Origin of the sequence: Pseudomonas siliginis (genome assembly GCF_019145195.1) — a bacterium.
Lineage (GTDB): Bacteria > Pseudomonadota > Gammaproteobacteria > Pseudomonadales > Pseudomonadaceae > Aquipseudomonas > Aquipseudomonas siliginis.
Genome location: NZ_JAHSTW010000001.1, coordinates 21,851 through 41,974, shown reverse-complemented (window position 1 = coordinate 41,974; position 20,124 = coordinate 21,851). Strand labels below are relative to the sequence as shown.

Annotated in this window: 18 protein-coding genes; 8 read left to right on the top strand and 10 right to left on the bottom strand. The window is 53.1% G+C overall.

Annotated elements, in window-relative coordinates:
- Positions 1-185: 185 nt before the first annotated feature.
- The 3 genes from fnr (at position 186) to KVG87_RS00165 (ending at position 3,424) form a co-directional block, all read left to right on the top strand.
- A complete protein-coding gene (gene fnr / locus KVG87_RS00175; protein WP_073474686.1) occupies positions 186-926 on the top strand; it encodes a fumarate/nitrate reduction transcriptional regulator Fnr in 741 nt (246 codons plus the stop codon).
- Between the two features lie 202 nt (positions 927-1,128).
- Complete coding sequence (potE, locus tag KVG87_RS00170; RefSeq protein ID WP_160769032.1) at positions 1,129-2,469, top strand: putrescine-ornithine antiporter; 1,341 nt, start codon at positions 1,129-1,131, stop codon at positions 2,467-2,469.
- Positions 2,470-2,518: 49 nt separating this feature from the next.
- A complete protein-coding gene (locus KVG87_RS00165) occupies positions 2,519-3,424 on the top strand; it encodes an amino acid ABC transporter substrate-binding protein (protein ID WP_217848451.1) in 906 nt (301 codons plus the stop codon).
- A 41-nt stretch (positions 3,425-3,465) separates the two neighbouring features.
- Here KVG87_RS00165 and KVG87_RS00160 read toward each other — a convergent pair whose 3' ends face one another.
- Positions 3,466-4,377, bottom strand: coding sequence for a universal stress protein (locus tag KVG87_RS00160; protein WP_217848448.1), 912 nt, complete (start codon positions 4,375-4,377; stop codon positions 3,466-3,468).
- 224 nt (positions 4,378-4,601) lie between these two features.
- On the opposite strand from KVG87_RS00160, the gene KVG87_RS00155 reads away from it, so the two are divergent.
- A complete protein-coding gene (locus tag KVG87_RS00155) occupies positions 4,602-5,165 on the top strand; it encodes a GNAT family N-acetyltransferase (RefSeq protein ID WP_217848446.1) in 564 nt (187 codons plus the stop codon).
- Positions 5,166-5,197: 32 nt separating this feature from the next.
- On the opposite strand, the gene KVG87_RS00150 is transcribed toward KVG87_RS00155, so the two are convergent.
- The 4 genes from KVG87_RS00150 to KVG87_RS00135 all read right to left on the bottom strand — a co-directional run bounded on the left by KVG87_RS00150 (position 5,198) and on the right by KVG87_RS00135 (position 8,855).
- Positions 5,198-6,142 (bottom strand): universal stress protein, encoded by a 945-nt coding sequence (locus tag KVG87_RS00150; RefSeq protein WP_217848444.1) that lies wholly within the window; start codon positions 6,140-6,142, stop codon positions 5,198-5,200.
- A 100-nt stretch (positions 6,143-6,242) separates the two neighbouring features.
- Entirely contained in the window at positions 6,243-7,484 is a 1,242-nt protein-coding gene (locus tag KVG87_RS00145) for an MgtC/SapB family protein (RefSeq protein ID WP_217848442.1), read from the bottom strand.
- Positions 7,485-7,521: 37 nt separating this feature from the next.
- Complete coding sequence (locus KVG87_RS00140) at positions 7,522-7,746, bottom strand: hypothetical protein (protein ID WP_076563174.1); 225 nt, start codon at positions 7,744-7,746, stop codon at positions 7,522-7,524.
- 35 nt (positions 7,747-7,781) lie between these two features.
- Positions 7,782-8,855, bottom strand: a complete 1,074-nt coding sequence (locus KVG87_RS00135; RefSeq protein WP_217848440.1) for an NAD(P)-dependent alcohol dehydrogenase — start codon at positions 8,853-8,855, stop codon at positions 7,782-7,784.
- Positions 8,856-9,110: 255 nt separating this feature from the next.
- On the opposite strand from KVG87_RS00135, the gene KVG87_RS00130 reads away from it, so the two are divergent.
- The 3 genes from KVG87_RS00130 (at position 9,111) to KVG87_RS00120 (ending at position 12,944) form a co-directional block, all read left to right on the top strand.
- Entirely contained in the window at positions 9,111-10,037 is a 927-nt protein-coding gene (locus KVG87_RS00130; RefSeq protein WP_217849357.1) for a universal stress protein, read from the top strand.
- Between the two features lie 868 nt (positions 10,038-10,905).
- The gene (locus KVG87_RS00125; RefSeq protein ID WP_163012712.1) at positions 10,906-11,415 is read left to right on the top strand and encodes a hypothetical protein; all 510 of its coding nucleotides are present in this window, start codon (positions 10,906-10,908) and stop codon (positions 11,413-11,415) included.
- Positions 11,412-12,944 carry an ATP-binding protein gene (locus KVG87_RS00120; protein WP_122507197.1) on the top strand — a complete coding sequence of 511 codons (1,533 nt, stop codon included), beginning with the start codon at positions 11,412-11,414 and terminating at the stop codon, positions 12,942-12,944. The genes KVG87_RS00125 and KVG87_RS00120 overlap by 4 nt, the downstream gene beginning before the upstream one ends.
- A 254-nt stretch (positions 12,945-13,198) precedes the next feature.
- Here the strand turns inward: KVG87_RS00120 and KVG87_RS00115 are convergent, their stop codons facing one another.
- From KVG87_RS00115 to KVG87_RS00100, 4 genes are all read right to left on the bottom strand, one after another.
- Positions 13,199-13,417, bottom strand: a complete 219-nt coding sequence (locus KVG87_RS00115) for a hypothetical protein (RefSeq protein WP_217848438.1) — start codon at positions 13,415-13,417, stop codon at positions 13,199-13,201.
- 339 nt (positions 13,418-13,756) lie between these two features.
- Positions 13,757-14,653 (bottom strand): DUF5677 domain-containing protein, encoded by an 897-nt coding sequence (locus KVG87_RS00110; RefSeq protein ID WP_122507195.1) that lies wholly within the window; start codon positions 14,651-14,653, stop codon positions 13,757-13,759.
- A 116-nt stretch (positions 14,654-14,769) separates the two neighbouring features.
- Positions 14,770-15,792: a DUF4238 domain-containing protein gene (locus KVG87_RS00105; protein WP_217848436.1), complete on the bottom strand. Its 1,023-nt coding sequence runs from the start codon at positions 15,790-15,792 to the stop codon at positions 14,770-14,772.
- 338 nt (positions 15,793-16,130) lie between these two features.
- The gene (locus KVG87_RS00100) at positions 16,131-16,955 is read right to left on the bottom strand and encodes a potassium channel family protein (RefSeq protein WP_217848434.1); all 825 of its coding nucleotides are present in this window, start codon (positions 16,953-16,955) and stop codon (positions 16,131-16,133) included.
- A gap of 682 nt (positions 16,956-17,637) precedes the next feature.
- On the opposite strand from KVG87_RS00100, the gene KVG87_RS00095 reads away from it, so the two are divergent.
- Positions 17,638-18,006, top strand: a complete 369-nt coding sequence (locus KVG87_RS00095) for a hypothetical protein (RefSeq protein ID WP_122507192.1) — start codon at positions 17,638-17,640, stop codon at positions 18,004-18,006.
- A gap of 1,150 nt (positions 18,007-19,156) precedes the next feature.
- Here KVG87_RS00095 and KVG87_RS00090 read toward each other — a convergent pair.
- Positions 19,157-19,852, bottom strand: a complete 696-nt coding sequence (locus KVG87_RS00090) for a hypothetical protein (RefSeq protein WP_217848432.1) — start codon at positions 19,850-19,852, stop codon at positions 19,157-19,159.
- Positions 19,853-20,124 lie beyond the last annotated feature (272 nt).

Genomic DNA, 20,124 nt, shown 5'->3' with positions numbered 1-20,124 from the left:
ACCGCCACGCTTGATATGCATCAAGTCTCCCCATTAACCCTGCAATACAAGAGCGGCGAATAGCCCGACGCCTCTGTGATTCCCCTCCCCGCCGTTCGTCCGTAATCACGCCGACACCCCAAACGAAAGGCACGTGCGCTGCGAAGACTTCTATGCTTATCACACTCACTGGAGGCTGCTTATCCATGCTTGAAGCCCACTCGCCCCCGCCGATTCTCAAAACTGCCTGTTCCAACTGCAGTGTGGTCGAGTTGTGCCTGCCGCTCGGTCTGACGGGCGCGGAGGTCGAGCGGCTCGACACGCTGATCGTGCAGCGATACAAGGTGAAGAAAGGTGCCGCGCTCTACCGGACCGGGGACCCGCTGCGCTCGCTGTACGCTGTGCGAATAGGCTCGTTCAAGACCAGCGTGGTCTCCGTCGATGGCCGCGAGCAAGTGACCGGTTTTCATATTCCCGGCGAAATGCTCGGGCTGGACGCCATCAGCATCGATCAACACGCGTGTACTGCGTATGCACTGGAAGACAGCGAAGTCTGTCCGATTCACTTCGCACAGCTGGAAAAACTCGCGCAAAGCCTTCCGTCCCTGCAGCACAACCTCAATAAACTGCTGAGCCGGGAAATTGTGCGCGATCACAGCATGTTGATGCTCATGGGCAACATGAACTCCGATGAGCGCCTGGCGGCTTTCCTGCTCAACCTCTCACAACGCCTCAGCTCCCGTGGCTATTCCTCGAAAGAGTTCGTGCTGAAGATGCGCCGCGAAGAAATCGGCTCCTACCTTGGGCTGCGTCTGGAAACCATTTGCCGCGGCATTGCCCACTTGCGCGATCAGGGCTTGGTGGAAATCACCGCGCGCGACGTGAAAATCCGCAACATGGACGGCCTCAAGCAGATGGTGTCGGGCTGCAACCGCCAGAGTCATTGAGCCCTGCCATGAGTGCCTGCCATGCCTTCGCCATACCTCGGGCAAGCCATCTCGAAGCGATGGGCGCGCCGTTTCGATGCACTTGAAATTGCCTATCTTTCTACGCGTTGAACGTCGTTTGAAAAGCTGCGTACTGCCGATGCCGGCAAAACCTTGTGCGTTGGCTGAGCGGTGACGCGTTGCGCAAATCGAGGGAACTCCGATGGCCGACTCAAGCAAGAAAATGAGCCTCATGGGGCTCACCACACTGGTGACGGTGAACATGATGGGCTCAGGCATCATCATGTTGCCGACGAGTATGGCCCAACTCGGGGCTGTTTCATTGCTGTCATGGATCGTCACCGCTGTCGGCTCGATGGCCATCGCGTACTGCTTTTCCCAGTGCGGCATCTTCTGCCTGCGCTCTGGCGGGTTATCCGCCTACACCGAAGAGGCGCATGCAAAGTCAGGCTTTTTTCTGTGCTCTTACCTGTACTTCCTGTCGCTGGCCATCGCCAACGTGGCGGTGGCCATTTCGGCAGTGGGCTACATGACGTCGTTCATGCCTTGGCTGGGAAGCGGCGCCATTCCTTTATTCGTTGGAACGGTCGGCCTGCTCTGGCTGACCACCGTGGCGAATTTCGGCGGCCCAGGCATCACCGGCAGGATTGGTGCGGTTACGGTGTGGGGGGTGATCATTCCTGTAGCGGGCTTGAGCATCATCGGTTGGTTCTGGTTCAAACCGGAGCTGATCATCGCCGCCTGGAACCCGAATCAACTGCCGATATCCGAGGCCATCAGCAAAGCGATTCCCCTGACACTCTGGGCGTTTCTCGGCATGGAGTCGGCAGCCCAGGCCTCAGATGCGGTGGAAAACCCCAAGCGCACCGTACCGCTGGCCTGTCTGTTCGGGACATTGGGCGCAGCGGTGGTCTATGTGCTATCGACGACGGTCATTCAGGGCATTATTCCCAATGCCGAACTGGCCAACTCATCTGCTCCTTTCGCGCTCGTTTATGCACACATGTTCAATCCCCTGGTCGGCAACATCATCATGGCGCTCGCGGTAATGGCCTGTGTTGGCTCGCTGCTGGGCTGGCAGTTCACGTTGGCGCAAACGGCCAAGGTGACTGCTGATCAGGGCATGTTTCCAAAACTGTTCTGCAAGGTCAGCGCACGCAACGCCCCCATCGTCGGGATGCTGGTCTGCGGCGTCCTGCAGACCTTGATGGCGCTGTCGACCATTTCGCCGAACGCGAGCGCGCAGTTTGGAAAACTCGTCAGCCTCGCGGCGGTGACCAACTTGATTCCCTACGTGACGGCAGCCACCGGGCTGCTGGTCATGATGTACAAAGCCAGAGTCAGCGCCGCCGTATACACGCGCAATACCCTGCTGTTAGTGGTTGCCGTGGCCTATTCCTTGTATGCGCTGTATGCCTGCGGCAAAGACGCGGTATTCGGCGGCATCCTGGTCCTGGTGTTCGGCTACCTGCTTTACGGTTTCCTTGCCAAACGTTTTGTCGCTGCCCCTGCGCCTGTCGGCCCCCGGCCTGATAACCCTTGATCGAAGTCTTCGGTACAGCACAGAAATCTGAATTCGAGGAACCGCGCGCATGAACGTGAAACTGACCAGAGCCCACCACCTGCTGCTCGTCTGCCTGATTGCGCTGCTACCGGTAATCGCCCATGGCAACACGCTGAAGCGCATCCGTGCCAGTCAAGCGATCACCCTTGGCTACGTGCCTGACTTCATGCCGTTCAGTGATCAGGCCGCCAATAAAGCCAGCGGTTATGCCATCGATCTCTGTCTGAAAATAGCCGAGAAGGTCAGGATCGATCTGAATGTGCCGGCGTTGAAAATCCATTACCAAGCGGTCGCACTCAACGACGAGATGAGCGCTGTCAGTTCCGGCAAGATCGACATTCTTTGTACGCCGACCCCACCCACGCTGGCGCGGCGCAGGGTCGTCAGCTATTCGGTGCCGATTTACACCGCCGGTCTCTCGGCCGTGGTGCGCCAGGATGCGTCCGAAACCTTGCTCAATGTGCTGAATGGCAAAGTGGCCCATACCGGCCCAACGTGGCGAGCCACGGTGAACCGTGGTCTGGCCAACCAGACGTATGCCGCCATCGCCGGCGGGGTCACCGAAACGTGGATACAACAGCAGATGCGATTGCTGGGTGTGGTAGCCACGCTGGTCACGGTAGAGAACGCAGAAGCCGGTCTGAGTCTGGTTGCCAATGGCAAAGCCGATGCCTTCTTTGCTGAACGCATGCTGCTCAAGCATCTGCTGACCAGAAATTATCCATCGGGCAACCTGGTGCTGCTGGAGCGGATTTTCGAGTACGCACCGACGGCGATGGCAGTGGATCGAGAGGATGAGGATTTCCGTCTGCTGGTCGACACGGCGCTGAGTGAAATGTACCGATCCGGCGAGATTGAACAGGCATTCGACAAACATCTGGGCGGCGCCAGCAGTGCCGCCAAAAAGCTGTTCAAGATCTATGCAATACCGTAGCGGGCCAGCGAACAGGCTGGCTCGCTACGCTGCGATCATGCTCACCGCACAGGCTCTTTCCTCACCGCCAGAATGCTCCCCGGCAGCGAATACAAGGCGCGCTCGGTGGTGCTGCCGATCACGCGTTCGATGCCCACTCGATGAACCGTGCCCATCACCACCACATCGGCCAGGTACTGCTCGACGAACTCATTGATGACCTGCACTGGCTGGCCCATGACGAAGTGTCGACGCTCAGGGGGCACACCGTGGCGATCGGCAAGGGCGACAAAAGCCTGATGCAGTGTCTGACGCAGTTCGTTCGCCAAATCTTCGTTCCAGCCACCGTTGACCATTGGTGCATCGCCGTTGAAAGCGGCGGACAAATCGTAGGCGCAGAGCAGGTGCAACGGCACGTCGCATTGCAACGCCAAAGCGTTCGCCGACCGTATGATCACGTCGTTCAAGCCACTGATTTGGGTATCCGGATCGAACGGGTCCACGGCTGCCACGACACGATGCGGCAACGCATAGCGAATCTGATTGACCAGATGCACCGGAATCGGACACTCACGCAGCAGGTGGCAATCGAGCGGCGTGATGAACACGCGTTTGAGCGCCGGTTCCAGTCGCACATCCTTGATCAACAGGTCGGGCTTGAGCACATGGACGGTCTTCAGGATGTCCAGCAGCGGATGGCTGGAGAAGACCACATCAACCGTGCCGTCCAGCCCCTGGTTGCTGAGCTGCTCGAGCTCATCGGCCACCCAGCGACGGTAGCGCCGCTGATAGCGCTGAGCATCCACGTCATCGATTTTTTCCTCCCACAGATGGGTGACGGGCACCGGCGAGACAAAGGCCCGCACGTCCAGCGCCGCCCCGCTCGCCTTGGCCAGCGCGATGGCACGCAGCATCGCCGCTGATTGATGCAGCGTCTGGTCAGCGACCAGCAACAGACGTTCATATTGGCCCATCACACACCTCCGCTCGGCACCGGCGCGGTAGGCCGGCAGGCTTCAAGACTGCGCCCGCTCGCCCTGGCCGGGCGTTGATTTACATCAAACCCGGGTCAATCAACGAGGCGCATGGCAGCTGTCTGATGTAGATCAGATGTCGCCATGGGCAACCGCGTAGAAGGGAGGCAAGCGGACGCTTTTCCAACCGCCCGCCAGCCTCTCGAACCGGATGGAGAATGACCATGCTCACCGTCAAAGACCACAACGATCAGGCCGTGGCCGCTTATGCAGCGGTTTCCGGTCAATACTGGATTGAGGCGATCAAGGACGGTCGCCATGTATTGATCCGGCCGCTCACGGAGAAGGATCGCCTGCGCGAATACGACTTCATCAAGCGCCTGTCCCCCGAATCCAGGCACATGCGTTTTCTCGCCCAGATCGGCGAACCCGGCACCGCTCTGCTCGACCAGTTGATGGACACCGATAACAAACAGCGCACCGCCTTCATTGCACTGGTTCACGAGAACGGCAAGTTGATCGAAATCGGCATCAGCCGCTACGCCGGCACAGGCGCCCATCAATGCGAGTGCGCGGTGACGGTCGCCGATGAATGGCAGCACCTGGGCTTGGGCACGTTGCTGATGGAACACTTGATCAAGGCAGCCCGCCACAACGGATTTCGCCAGATGTACTCGGTCGATGCCGCCAGTAACGCGGCGATGCGCGATCTGGCCAAAAGCCTGGGCTTCGAAACCCACAATGATCCTGACGACGCACGCCAGGTCATTCATCGTCTTGACCTGTAAATGAATCGCCCCGAGGTGAGTCGGCCAACGATTCACCTCGGGGCGTTCGTGTTGCAGGATTGCAGTGTGGGTTGCGGCTTGATCGCCAGCACACTGCAAGGTGCCCGATGCAGCAGCTGTTCGGCGGTGGTGCCTAACAACTTGCTCAAGCCGTGGTTCTGCACTGTGCCCATGACAATGACGTCGATCTGCTTGTTGATGGCGAACTCGCAGATACTGCGCACCGGTGCGCCCTCGATGAAGTGCCGGCATGAGGCCGGGACGCCGTGACGCTCGGCAAGGGCCGTAAATGCCTCATGCTGCGCAGTGCCCAGCGCTTCATGAATCCCAGTGGCCAACGGCAATGCGCCGAACCCCATTTCCGTGGCGTAAACCGCCGTCCAGTCGTAAACATGCACCACATCAAGACTGGCATCGCACTGCGCGGCGAGTTGGGCGGCGGCATCGATGATCTGATCGTTGAACACGCAGTCCTGCTCTTCGCCGCGCAAGACATCGACGATGGCCAGGACACGGCGCGGGCGCGGATGGGTGTCGTCGGTCACCAGATGCACCGGCACCGGGCAATCGCGTAACAGTTGCCAGTCCAGCAGGGTGTAGAAAATACGCTCCAGCACGGACTCGTGCTGCACATCCTTGATGATCAATTGCAACGGCATCTCGTTGATGAACTGCAGGATCTCGGCGAAGGGATCCTGGACCCACATCACTTCGCTGGTGACCATGATCTGATGCCTCGCCAGCAATGACGCCTGCTCTGTGAGCCACTGCCGGTGGGTGCGCAGATAACCATCGCGGGCGAGGCGGATCTGCTCAGGCGCGAACAGCCCTGCCACCGCCAGCGCCTGCAAGTAATCGAAGGCCACGATGTTCAGCGGCAACTGCATGGCCTGGGCCAGCGCAGCCGCCCGCTCGAACGCAGGCGTGTGCTCCATGGCTGAAGGAGCGATCAACAGTAAACGCGGAGTCTGTGACATGGGATACCTCGGCATGCGGCCAGCCAGGAGAAACAGACTTCAGGGTGAATGCTGTGGCCATTGGCAGCTTGATCTTTATCAGCAAGAGCACCGATTGCGCTCAAAACAGCACAGTGCCCGCCCACATGGCCAAGGTCAGCAATACCTGGCCCGGGATCACGCAGGCAGCGAAACGCCTGCCGCCGCTGACCCACGCCACCACGCATTTGCTCACCGAGTTACTGCTGACGGCAATCAGCGCTGGCACCGCTATCGAGTCATAAGGCACCTGGCCCGCCTTGGCCAGGCTGGCGATGGACGCTGTGGCAGAGTGCGCATCGGCAAAGCCCGAAAGCATTGCGGTCAGCCACAAGCCTGCCTGACCAAAGTGGCTGAGCATGGCCGAGGAGACGAATGTGATGCCGGTAAGGGTCAGTGTCACGATGACCGCGAGTTTCAGATTGAACGCTCCTGCCGTGTCGACCGGCTTGCTGCGGCTCCCTCGCGTGGGGTCGGGGAACATCAGGCAGGCGCCGTACAACATCGTAGCGATCAAGCCGAAGAGCAGTGGCGCCCATAAACTGTTCAGCAGATCCGCATCAACCATCGTCAGGATCAGGCCGATCTGTATCACCGTCGCGAGATTGGAAAAAATCGCCGCCGCGCTGAGGATGCGGATGTTGTCCGGCTCATGGGCAAGGCGTTGGCCCATGGTCGCGATCGTCACGGTACTGGAGGCGAAGCCGGATGCAATCGCGCTGATGACGTAGCCATAGCGCGAGCCCAGGGCGCGCACGGCAATGTGGCCGAACGCGCCGACCAGCATCAGCAACACCGTCACGGTACAAATGGTGCGCAGATTGATCGCGGCGTACGGGCCGATATATCGGTCCGGTGCCAAAGGCAGTATCACCAGCGCTGCGATCAGCAGGATCAGGCCATCACGCATTTCCGTTTCGGACAACTGGCTGTTGGCAAAGTGATGCAGCGCCTGGCGATACGCCAGAAGGCCCGCAATCACCACGCCAAGGGCAATGGCCAGCGCCGGCGCAGTTGCGCACAACGCGCCCAGGACCAGCACCGCGATCAACGCCACCTCGCTGGTCACCCCGGGATCGTCGCTCTGACTGCGCCAGTACGCGACGCTGGTCAGCAACGTGACACAGCCGGCGACGATCCCCAGCAGCAGGCCACCGCCGACCTGTAGCGCGACATACCCCAACAGCGCGGTAATGGCGAACGTGCGCAAGCCGGCGCAGTGTCGCGCATCGCCAGTGCCCTTGTGCCGTTCACGCTCAAGACCGATGAGCATGCCGATCCCCAATGCCGCAGCGGCGCCGGACAGATCAAAAACCTCATTCATGGGTAGCGTCCCGCAGGGTTTGCGCACCCTGCTCGGCTTATGGCGAGCATTCAACGCTTGCGCTGATGCGGCGAGCCGTTGCCGGCCTTGCTGGCAACGGCTGGGCAAACGCATTCGGCCACTCGTGAGGGGCGTTGATACGGGCCTCAAGCACCTCGACAAATTCCTGCGCAGCCTTGAGGCTCCTGAAGCCCACATCCCAGTCATCCATGTGCACGACCCAGCCATGGGGAGCGTGTTTTTCAGCGATCTTGATGTTCATGGAAACCCCGGTTTCAGCGGCACGCCAAGGTGCTTTCAAGGAGTGATTGCGACTTTCATGACTCCGTCGCGTTGATGAGCGAACAACTCATACGCCTGCTCGATGTCGTCCAGTCTGAAACGGTGAGTCACCAGCGGTGACAGATCGACGGCGCCGCTCTGCACCACGGCCATCAGTCGACGCACGCGTTCCTTGCCGCCCGGGCACAGGGTGGAAACGATGCTGTAATCGCCCAATCCGGCGGCAAACGCGCCGAGCGGGATGTGCAGATCGCTGGAATACACCCCGAGGCTGGACAAGCGCCCGCCCGGGCGCAGCACCCGCAATGCCGACTCGAACGTGCCTTGGGTGCCCAGCGCTTCGATGGACACATCCACGCCACGGCCATCGGTCAATGCCATGATCTGCTCTACCACATTGCCGTCCTTGAAATTGACGGTATGGGTCGCGCCCAGTCGGTGCGCCATGGCCATGCGTTCGGCCACCGCGTCGACACCGATAATCGTGGTGGCGCCCTTCAGGCGAGCTCCGGCCACGGCGCAGAGGCCGATCGGGCCCAATGCAAATACTGCGACAGCGTCGCCGATGGCGATCTCGCCCCGCTCCGCCCCCGAGAACCCGGTGGACATGATGTCCGGGCACATCAGCACCTGTTCATCGCTCAACTCATCGGGGATCGGGCACAGGTTGGCCTGTGCATCCGGCACCAACACGTACTCGGCCTGGCAACCGTCGATCGTGTTGCCAAACTTCCAGCCACCGATGGCCTTGAAGCCGTGCCGGGTGTCGGGGCCGTCCTGCGAGCCGCAGCCACACAGGCACGCGTAACTGTGCCCGCTTGGGGTGATGGCACCGGCGATCACTCGCTGCCCTTCGACAAAACCGCGTACTTGCGAGCCCAATCGCTCAATGATGCCGACCGGTTCGTGGCCGATGGTCAGTCCTCTGGCCACTGGGTATTCGCCGCGCAGGATATGCACGTCAGTCCCGCAAATGGTTGTGGTGGTCACGCGGATCAACGCATCCAGCGGCCCGACCTCGGGAATCGGCTTGTCATCGAGCACGATGCGGTTTTCTTCAACGAATATTGCGGCTTTCATGGTGGCCATGATGGCTTTCCCTCCGCCGACAGGTGAGTGCAGAGCAGAGCTTGAGCCGCGACGACAGGGTCGTAGTTGATAATGGTCAACTATCCGAGGATCAGTGGTCTTGCTCGACCGTACATCCGCTCACGACCACGCGCTGATGTCTGGTTGATAAATATCAACCCCGCCCTGCTGGCTCGCTTCAGGATAAGCGCATGCGCCACTACTCACTCCAGGCATGCAGCGCAATGCTTGGGTGACTACCTCGGGAGTCCTGTCATGTCTGAGAAATCGCGTTTCATGCTGGTCGTGTCGCCGCTGATGAAAAACAGTCCGGCGTTCGACCGCGCCGCCGCACTGGCCAAAGCGTCGGATGCCGCACTGCATATTGTCGCGTTTGATTATCTGGAGGGCCTGGCGACCGCAGGAATGGTCAACGAACAAGCCCTGGAGCAGATGCGCCTGGGCTATGTCGAACGCCATCATCAATGGCTCGAAGACCAGGCCCGGCCGCTGCGCAAGATCGGGGTGACCGTCACCACCGAGGTCGTCTGGGTGGACAATCCTTTGAAGGAGATCCTCATCCATTTGAAGGAACAGCCGATGGCCGCCCTTATCAAGGCTCTGGAGCACGAATCACTTCTGTCGCGACTGATGTTCACGCCGCTGGATATCCACCTGTTGCGCGAATGCCCGGTGCCGCTGCATTTTGTCAGCCACGCTCAAAACGCTCTGCCACGCCGAATCGTCGCGGCGGTCGACCCCTTCCATCGTGAGGGCCAATACCAGGGCCTCAACGACCGCATCCTGCGCGAAGCAGCAAGACTGGCCAGTGTCTGCAATGGCAGCCTGGACGTAATTTATGCCCATGACCTGTCATCGATCAGCGCTGCCGGATTCGGCTTCAATAACGCGTCCGCGATCTTTTCTTCCAGCGCAGCCAAGAAACTGTTCGACGCCCAAGGCGAAGCTTTCCAGGCGCTGGCTGCACGCAATAACATTCCGGCAGAAAACCAGCACATGATTGTGGGCGATCCCGCCAAGGTGCTTTCCAGCTATGCCGATGCTTACGACATCGATGTGATCGTAATGGGCCGTGTCACCCACCGAGGAATCGGCCGACTGGTTGGCAGTACGGTCGAGCATCTGTTGTACAAAATGCCTTGTAGTGTGTGGGTGGTGGCGCCGGAAACGCTTACTCGCTGATGGATGCAGTCGACGCTGAAGAAAGGAGTGGATCTCCAGGCACCAGACGGCGACGGAATGGCCAGTCAGGAGCGTGGAAAACATTTCCACGGCACAAAAAATAAGGGCTTGCATGACATATGTCATGCAAGCCCTTGATATTTATGGTGCCCGAAGCCGGAATCGAACCGGCACGCCCTTACGAGCGGGGGATTTTAAGTCCATAATTTTTTACTTCTAATTCAGTAGCTTACGGCCAGAATTTTTCCGCATCACCGAAATTTTCTCTCCGTTCCAAGACAGCAAAACCAGCATCTGAAAATAAATTGCGGAAAGAAATCGGGCTGTAGGATCACGCATTTTAAGACAACTCAGATGCACGTCAGTAGCCAGACAGCCAAGGAATGGTAGACCAGCCCTGGGGACTGGCTTCCGCGGCCACAAATCAAGGCCCCCATACCAGGTCCAGGTGTGGGGGCCGATTGAACATAGGGCGGAATTCAATGTACCGGTCGCTAAAGGCCGCTCTCGGACAGAGGGAGACATTCAGTCGGACAATAAATGTGTGCAAGCGGAAATCTAAAATTTACGGTTTCTTTTTGACCCGTACGGTTTCATTTATACACGCGACAGTTCGGCTGATTGCGAAGCACCGTTGTACGAGGATGCTTCTAGTAATGATCATCTACCGAGTCAGCTGAATCTATCCCTGCTGGCAGCTCAAAGAAGGGCGTCTTATCGGCCCTCTCGACAAGGCGCTTCCACTTCGACGAAGCGTGTTGCCTGTGGCGTACACCGGGAATTCTCATTCAACGTGACGACGTTCCAGCTGAAGGTTATGATACCGATCAATTTCACAGGCTGCATATAGTCCAGAAGGGATTTAAATATGCATAAAGGATTAAGAGAGCCACACGTTTTACTTGCTTCAGGAAATCCGCAGAAGTTGCTCAGGAATCTCACCCACATTCTGACGACAGAAGAGATTCAAAAAATTCATGGAGCGATACTTTCAGAAGGTAGAGCATTATATGCTCTAGGACAGTCACACTTCACATTTGCAATGTCACTCCCAATGAGTGAGTGGAGACAAAACATTTCCAGACTTTATTATGCCGCCTACAATGTAAAGAGAGCTTTAACACTAATGAGTGATGGCGGATTCAGTACTGATTCTGGAGACCACCAGAAAATCGACATGCTGCCAGACAGCATTGAAAACAAAGAAATTTACAAGGCGCGCCTAAAAACACTTCGGGACGATCGAAATCTTTGCGATTATAGCCATCTCGCTACGGAGAACGACCTTTTAATAAATGTGGCAGATGCAAGAACGCTCGTTACCAACTTCATGTCGGACTCAAAACAATTCCTGGTAGACAAGGGAGTGCAACTGTGACTCAGACTCATATTCAAGAAGCTTTGAAATCAGTATCTAGCCGACTACGCGGAATTGAACTGGATTATTACATAAAAAACAGACCAGATGGCGACTACCTGATATTTGAAATTGCAAAAGCCAACAATGTATTTTTCTCAGTAATTAGCGAAGTCGACCAAGAATTACCGGTAGACAACCCTTTCAAAGAGCGCATTGTCTTACAAGAAAGAAAAAAAAGGCCCACTGATGTTTTTGAGATGCCTGAAATTAAATTTTTAAGGCGAGAATTAACTCAAAGCCTAACTGTTCACCGCAATACTTTCAAAGAGGATTTTTTTAACAGATACACTAATTCAGTACAAAACTACGAGGGGGAAATCGTAGGTAACGCGAATTTCATCGTTTACGGCCGGCGGGGAGCGGGAAAATCTAGCCTACTTGCATATGCCATGCATAGACTAATTGATCTCGGTCGTCCAGTTGTATGGATAGCGATGCAAACCTTCAGCGCTCGTGCAGACACTCAGTCAATTTTTAGTATATTGGCAGAGCTGCTTACCGGCGCTAAAGATCATTCACCATATATCGATGAAATGGCCGATCTCGCTCGCGAAGTTTCCATCTTGGGAGAATCAGATGACTCACCGGACCTAGAGAAAAAACTCCTGAGACTTTTGCCTAGAATACGAAGAGTTTTAGGCGAGTGCGGGAGCACAGATAAACCGTTGACAATATTCCTTGACGACCTTCATCTACTTGATCATGCGTCGCAGCCGAAATTTCTCGGAACCCTTTACTCTATAACTCGCGACAACAACATTTATATAAAGGCATCTGGCATTGAGGCTTTAACTCGCACTTGGGATGGAGCCCAGCACATGGGGCTGCAATCGCCCCATGACCTGCAAATAATGAGGCTTGATTACAACCTTACAATGCCCGATCGCTCAATGGCTCATATAAGAGATATCTTGGATGCTCATGCCAGATATTGCGGGCTACCTAGCATAAGCTACATAGCGGATGAGAAGGTTATTTCACGACTTGTTTTAGCTGCCGCAGCTGTCCCGAGAGATGCTCTCAGCCTATTCTCCCAAGCAATTAATAAATCAATGGTAAGGAAGCAAAAATCTGTCTCAATAACGAGTGTGAACCTTTCTGCTTCTGAGACTATAGAAGTTAAAATCCGGGACCTTGAACAGGACTTGGCATCGGAAAAAAATGAAATCAGCGAGCTGCTAGAAAGCGTTAAAAAGTTCTGTATAGAAGATCAGAAGAAAAATGCCTTTTTAGTAAAAATTGACAACAACAGCTCGGGGTTCAACCTAATAAACAAACTCGCCGCACTTCGATTCGCACATGTATTGAGCGAGGGAACAACGCCACACTCCGCCGGTGTAAGATATATGGCGTTAATGCTGGATTTCGGTTTTTATGTCGGCATCAGAGCAGCCAAAAGCGTTGCTCTTTTTATGGATGAACCGAAAGCGATATCAGCTAAGGAGCTACGGAAGCTGCCGATATTTCATCCGAAAGCGAAAGCGTAACCACTGGAGGCAATCAATTGATTGCCTCATCCTCACATTGTTATCTCAGGAACTGCTTTGGAACTTTTCGACTGTGCAATAGTGGGCGCTCTGGCTGCCGGAGCGCTTGCGGGCTAAGCCGTTTGACAGCCATGGTGCTTCGCCGAATAGGAGGGTATACGCCGAGTTAGTGCGGCCCTGTAACAGCTTCGGAAGCCCACTACCAGCTGTCGAGTGACTGTTATTGGCCTATTGCAGCCTATCAGGGCGGGCACCTAAAACTGTCGGAGTCGCATAATCGCATCTGTAATCGCTTTTGCATTTGTGTCCAAGGTTTCCATGGCCCCGACAGCATTATCCGCAACAGTCCCTACCCCATTAGCTGAAAGCCATACGGTGACCTCCTCTATTGCGGCCGCCAGGGCATGCTGGTTGTGCAGAAGCAATGTCAGCGCATCTGCAGTGGCAATGTTAAAGGCTGAGTTGTCTGACATGGGTCCATCCTGGAAATGAGAGTTTTGCAAAGCCTAGCTCATGCAGCGGCCCTCTGGGGACGAGATAGGCACACATAGCCCCATTATCCGCACCAGTATAGTGCGCCAGTTCCATCTCAATACCATATGGCCATTTTTCAGACGCCAAAAACCACAAACCCCCGTCATTCTCCAGGAAAATCAGGGGCTTGTGTTTACTGAATGTGGCGGTGAAGGAGAGATTCGAACTCCAGAACACCTGCGAGCATAAATATTAATCACGACGACTTCCCACTCGCAGCTTTCGGCCAAAAGCGGTCCCTCCCCCCTAAAACTAGATCGGCGAAAGATCCCACTCCACTAAATTTGTTTGCTGATCTTTGCGTCGTATTCGCCGTTATATAGGCTATCAAACGTGAGGAAAAGTCGGTTGTTAACCCGTTCAATCCAATCTACCGTGTCCTGAAGATCACTAGTTGAATCATCGATCCGCTGGAGCCAAAGCCTGAAAGGCTTGATGGTAAATTTTACAATCGGAGCCACGAATCTTATATCGGCTGGGTGGTAATCAGTGAAGGCCGAAAACGTGCCGTCGTCATTTCGCACCAAGCCCCAATCCATAGATTCATTCCAAGAGCCATGAATTGATTCGGACATCATGCCGTAGGTGGCGGGATACAAATCATCGTGTTCGATTTCAGCGAAAATGTCGCGAAAGCTTTTGCCTTGTAGACGCCATCTATTTTTTTTCTGCTCCGCAAAATCGTCTTTTTTTAACCCTTCAAAATCCATTTTTTCTACGACTGCGGCAAGCAAACGCTTACCAGCTTTGGTGTTGAAGAACGGAGAACCTTCCTCCAGTTCTCTGAGAAGTCTCAGCCGATCTTTGTAAGAGCATTTGCGGTAGTCAGCAATCACTGCATCACCATTCAGCATTAGATAGCTGGCGAGAGTTGTCGCTTCGATGAGGGGACGCTCAAAAATTGCGATCACCTCGGCATTGTCCTGCTCGTGGTACTTCACACACTCCTTGAGCAGCTTGGATATTCGGACCAAAAGTCCAAGGATAGGAGCGTCGTTAATAGAATACCCTGTGGGGTTGCGCTGGATGTTACGCACCCTCGTGAGCGCATCATAAATTTCTGCGACATCTTTGAAAAACGTGGTCGAAAATGCCTGCAGCCCTTCCAAAGAGCTAAAATGATGCTCGATGTAGGACGGCTGGTATTTTTCGGTAATAAGGGATAATTCCAGCATGCGGAGGTCTCCATATAAAACTTAGACAATTATACTGCTGGGTCGGTCGTCGCTACGAGCTTCAGGGACCAAACGTGAAGGGTGCGAATAGATCTCTTGAGCATTCCCGACTCTGGTCAGCTCTGAAGTTCTCTTTCAGCTTGGCACTGTTCAAGATGCCACTTCTCCCAGGCTGACAGCTCACTTTTAAAGGTCATTGGGCAAACTAGTCTCGGTCGAATCAAGTGTATGTCATCTGGTTCTTGAGCGAACACATAGCGATCCGCATGCTCGATGATGATCTTTCGTATCAGCTCGGCTGTCTTAACATCAGGTGCAGTGCCTCGCGGCCAAACTTTGTTGCCAATGCAGGTGTAGAGCAGGTGTTTTGGGCTCAGAGGTAGAAGTATGTCGCCGTTCTTGACTCCCCAACCGCCACCAAAGTCATAGTTCTTTGAATCCTGAAAGTTAAGCCGTATCAGCGGATTGTCAGATGTGGGCCAAGACACTCCAGCGGGAGCATGCAAGATAGTCCACTTATGGGCAGGTAAGCGGCCGAGCGTTTTTGTAAGTACGTGCTTCATCTGCCAAATCCACAGTCGCCTTCCAACGATTGTTTCCGCTTTAACTTGGCCGCCTCCACTCGGTAGAGCCTCAACGGATATCTTGAAGAGCGAGAGGTCGTCGCTTTCCTCCAAAGGACTTGGTAGTGGCTCATCTCGCCTAGCGGCTTCTTCCATTTTATGAACAGAGCGCTGCATGGTCTCATTCATCAATGTCTGCAATGTATCGTTCTGGCGACGCAAGAACTCCCTAAGGCGAGCCGGGGTGCGTACATCTAGAGCAACCGCGAAACGTACCAGCCTTCTCCATTGTTCGGGAGAAATGCGATCTTCTCGAACAACTCGACGTATTGCTTCTTTCGCAGGACTCTCAAATTCGCTGTCGAGCCAGCGCTCGAACTCATCCGTCTCCTCTTGACCCGCCAGGTAAGTGTAAAGGTGCTGATGGTAAGCAATTCCTTTCAGGGATTGCTTCTTCCAAAGGGGAACGTTTTCGCTAGGAACCAATAATCGGTAAGTAGAAATTTGACCTTCATGCGCCCACTGTTTTAGATAGAGCTTGGGGACGTAGTGGTTGTCTTTACGCAGCTGCTGCATTAGCAATTTCCCCCGTCAAGAAGGTGAAGTTTCACGAAATCATACCTAAATTCAGGCGACTTGGTGCCTGCAATGAGCTCATGAATATCTGGCATCCCGTCACCAACTGCGCTTCGGAATTGGGTATAGCTATCGGCCTGGAATCGAATATGCACAATCGCCAGCTTTGGTCGATTCGGGTCTTTCGCGACTGGCTACAATCGACCCATGACTGCCGGTGGCGAACAGCGGCGTTCGGCCACAAACAGCCATTGGGTGGAAGCGAAATTATCGAAATATCTAGCTTTTTAGATACTTCATGCTGAAGTCGTTAAGCTGCGACGTATTTTCAAATTTATTTAAGATTTTCTGCACTTTTCCCGAATGTCGTTTGTTATGGATTTAACTACACCCCTATACATGCCACCACCCTTATATGGTCTGCTCGCATAGCTAGTTTTTTCGATGAACTGATCTACGAAATAATCGACCTGATCGCACACTGTTAGAAGAATCGAAAAGGTTCTATCCTGCTTCCAGTCTATATTTTTGCTTTGCAGCAAGTTAAGATATTTTCTCGAAAACCCCGCGAGCTCCTCAACATGATGTGCTGCGCGTTCCACATGCTTAACAAGCTCGTCAATCTTTCCAATATTAACAAGGTGAGATGAATACCCATTTGTAATTCGCAACGCTTTTGTAGATGAGTAAAAAGGATTGGATCTGTTGTATATGAATGAAATTTTCTCCGGAATAATACTATTTTGAATTTCCCGCCTTTTGTCCCCTATCGATTCTTTGGCGTCGATAAGATATTCGATGCATTGATTGTATGCCTCATGAATACCATAGTTTACGGAGTATTCTACTAGTGTGGACTGGCGCAGGGACAAAACTTGCGAGATTGAATAACCTATGAACAAAATACCGAATATCGCTTCAAGTGAAGCAAAGAGCCTGGATATACCTATCGGTGTAAAGTCACCATAGCCAAGCGTCGTTATGGAAACTACGCTAAAATAAACCAACTCATAAATATCAGCAGATTCATTGTTCTTTGCTACACCATGCCCCTCAAAGTTCCCAGCCAGCCAAAAAAGGGCGGAGAAAAATAAAATCGAACCAACTAAAGTCGCAATTAGTTTGTAGGAGAGGTGTTTTTGCTTTGTCGATAATTCCTTCACGCCTAGCCATTCCTTTATGTTTGACGACCATGTTAGCAGTTTCAGTTGAGAGGAAATATGCTTATGCAAGCCATTCCTAGCTTTTATACCACGCAAAACTTATGAGAACTCGCCAGGAATTAGGTTGCCAGCTATTTCATCATGCGATGGTATTTTAACCGACTCAAGCCAGTCTGGATATTCCCTCGTTCTCCCAGAAAATGCGTTGGTCTAATGCTATGGTTGGCGCCCTATTGGATAATAGTGCGCTGCATCGCGCTTACCTGCTCATGACCCAAGGTTAGGTGAGGGGCTTCGAGATTTCTGGGAGGACAAACATGTGTTTGATACTAGCAGCCCATAGGGGCGTTTTTTCCCTTGTGAGTGACAGAAGCGCGGCATGACGAACAGGAGGGGCAAGCCGCTTAAGGCGTATAGAAACGTCTACTCCAGATCGATTTCAGACCGGCCCCCAGATTGTTACGGCTCGATTTCTACCGGTCCTGACCGTCTCCATTGAGTCGAAAGCAGCCTTTAGTGACTGGCTGCTATTGGCCGGTAGCAGTCGTTCCCGGATGTCCGCTTCTGGCCGAAAACGGTAGCCTGGTACGACAGGTTTCGGCTAGAAGCGCCCTCGACAGTTAGCCACTGATGTCTCTACGCTGATCGATCTGGTGAAAGCACACCACTAAAAGGAGCAGTCATGTTGGTAGTTGCCATTGATCGAGATAGCGTTCATGCGGGAGATGATCTGGAAAGTCATGCAATATCGGTCACACTCGATCAATCAGCAACACTGCGCACCTTGATCGAAGTGATACAAGATATGGACTACCTACCTCGTATCAGTGGAGGCAAGGCCACTTGGGTTGTTTATTCATCTGGCAAGCCATTAGGTGTTTTAGCCCAGCAATGGCCAGAACCTAAATGGGTCGTGCGCCCCGAGAGCATCGTGGATCAATATTTCGGAAATATCGAGCCTCGCCTACTTTTCAGATATTGGTGTCAGGCAGATCCAGATGAGGTCTTTTCGGATGCCCAGGCCGGAAATGAACTGCCATCACGATTTTAGGATGGGCAGGAGGCATTGCTTTAGATCAATGCGGTTCAAATTACTGCTGTGGGTCGATAGCTCCCTCCCGTGAACGACCGGTTTTGCCCGTTAGCGGCGGTTCTGAGGAACATTGCAGGCAATCACATCGGGACACTGCGGCTCATAACTCATTGAAATTAGTAGAATTATTAAAGGTCTTGAAAACCGTTGACTGTAACAGGTCCATGAGTTCGAATCCCATCGCCTCCGCCATCTTATGTACGACAAAGCCCTGATTATTCAGGGCTTTGTCGTTTCTGGCATTCCGGAATTTCCTGTTTCGTCTCTGGATCGTTTCCGCATCTTTTCGGTCATTTCCGCAACCCTACCTTTAGATCGCCCTTCTCCCTTCTCCCTTCAATTTCAACTGACAGATTTGATGCAATCGACATGCTTGCAGTGGAGCAATAGGCTGCTGCCGGCCATGAGCGGACGCACGGAGCTACCGATTAGGGCCAATATCAGTCGACGGAACCGATTACGGCTTTTCCATTTTCTCTAATCCGCCTAGCGTCCCGACACGTTGCCGTTCCATTCTCATATCTGTAAACCCACTGGTTTTGAGTTAGCAGCGACGTTTAGGGCGACTGTACCCTGCTTGTTCTAAAAGTTTACTAGCCTCGTGAATGTCGAGTGAGTACCTATCTCGATCCATTAGATCGGTGTAGAACTCTGCGCAACCGCCGACTACATGACCGCTCCAGATTGAAACCTCTCTACTTTCTCTGCGAAATAATTGAAGAAAGAAACGTTTAAAGTCAAATACTAGAGAAAATTTAGCCCTGTAAGGGTTACCCTTGCGCAGATAGTCATCCCAATTTAGCCTAATCGGAAGGCGAAAACCCTCCATTCTAGTGGACAGATCTAAAATAATATTAAATGTCAAAAACTCTATTCTCACTCCTAAAAGATCCTGCACCAGAATCCTATTCAATACATTATTTCGTCCTTCGTCAGTATTGTATAAGCTAGTCCATATACCTTTTTGTGAAGACTGCACTACAACAATGTGGGCGCGTTGAATCGAGCCAGAACTATCAACAACTATTGCATATTCTGCTGCGCACGGTTGACGATCATTGCCAGCGTAGAAAATTTGCTTCACAAGATAACCTCACTCTATAGGCAGTCAACTCAAAAAAGCCACGAGCTTGCTTCCGAATTTGGTGTTCTGTTTTGACAGGCAACTTTCTGCGCTTAGGATCATTTCAAGCTGCTTCACCTCAACCAACCCCTTTTGGTAAAGGTCGCTCCATATGCTGTCAAGAATTTCATGATTTGCAATTAGTTCGGGCATAGCGCTTGCAATAATTTGAGATAGAGATACTGTGGTTTGATATGGCTTAACACGATTATTCTCTGTAAACCACCGCTCAGGATCTTCGAAAAGCTTTAGGAGCCTAATGTGTGAAACTGTGCATACGTCTACAAAATTAAGGAATATCTGGCGATAATCATCGCTTGGGCATGTAGGTAACGCAGAATTTATTACTGCATTTCGTAAAGCTTCAAGTTTTTCTGCCTGATGGTTCCTTAGTGAGATATTGCAAACTTCTGCAACCGTACTTACAAACGCTTCATTTTCCTGTAGCCCTGCTTCCGTTACAACCCCTTGATCTATGAGGTCGTTTAGAGCTGATCCAATCGCAAGCATTGTCTCTGTGCGACGCTTATTTAACGGAGCCTCAAGTAAAGAATTAAATATCTCCAACAAGGGACTTCCCACAACGGGCACTGCTCCTATGGCAGCTCTTCCAATGCGGTGTAGCTTCTCATCAATTGGTTCGACTTTAGGATCAATCGCTTCAAGATTAATTTTTTCCATAATTAGTGAATCCTTGATATGCCATATAGCCGATGCTAAATATTGATATGCGTCCCATTTTGTCAAGCATAACAATTTCACTCAACTATAGGTAGTCACTCGCGATGAGGCCCTAGCGGGAATAGAATTTGGTGTTTTTCAAGCCTTAAGATGACTTGCGGAAATTAATTTTTTGTCAGACAGGCCTGCAAGTCGCAACAACTCGCAAATTAGGCATACAAAGGAGGAAGGCACGATTTTTGAACCTTCCCGGATTTAAGCGATGGAATCCA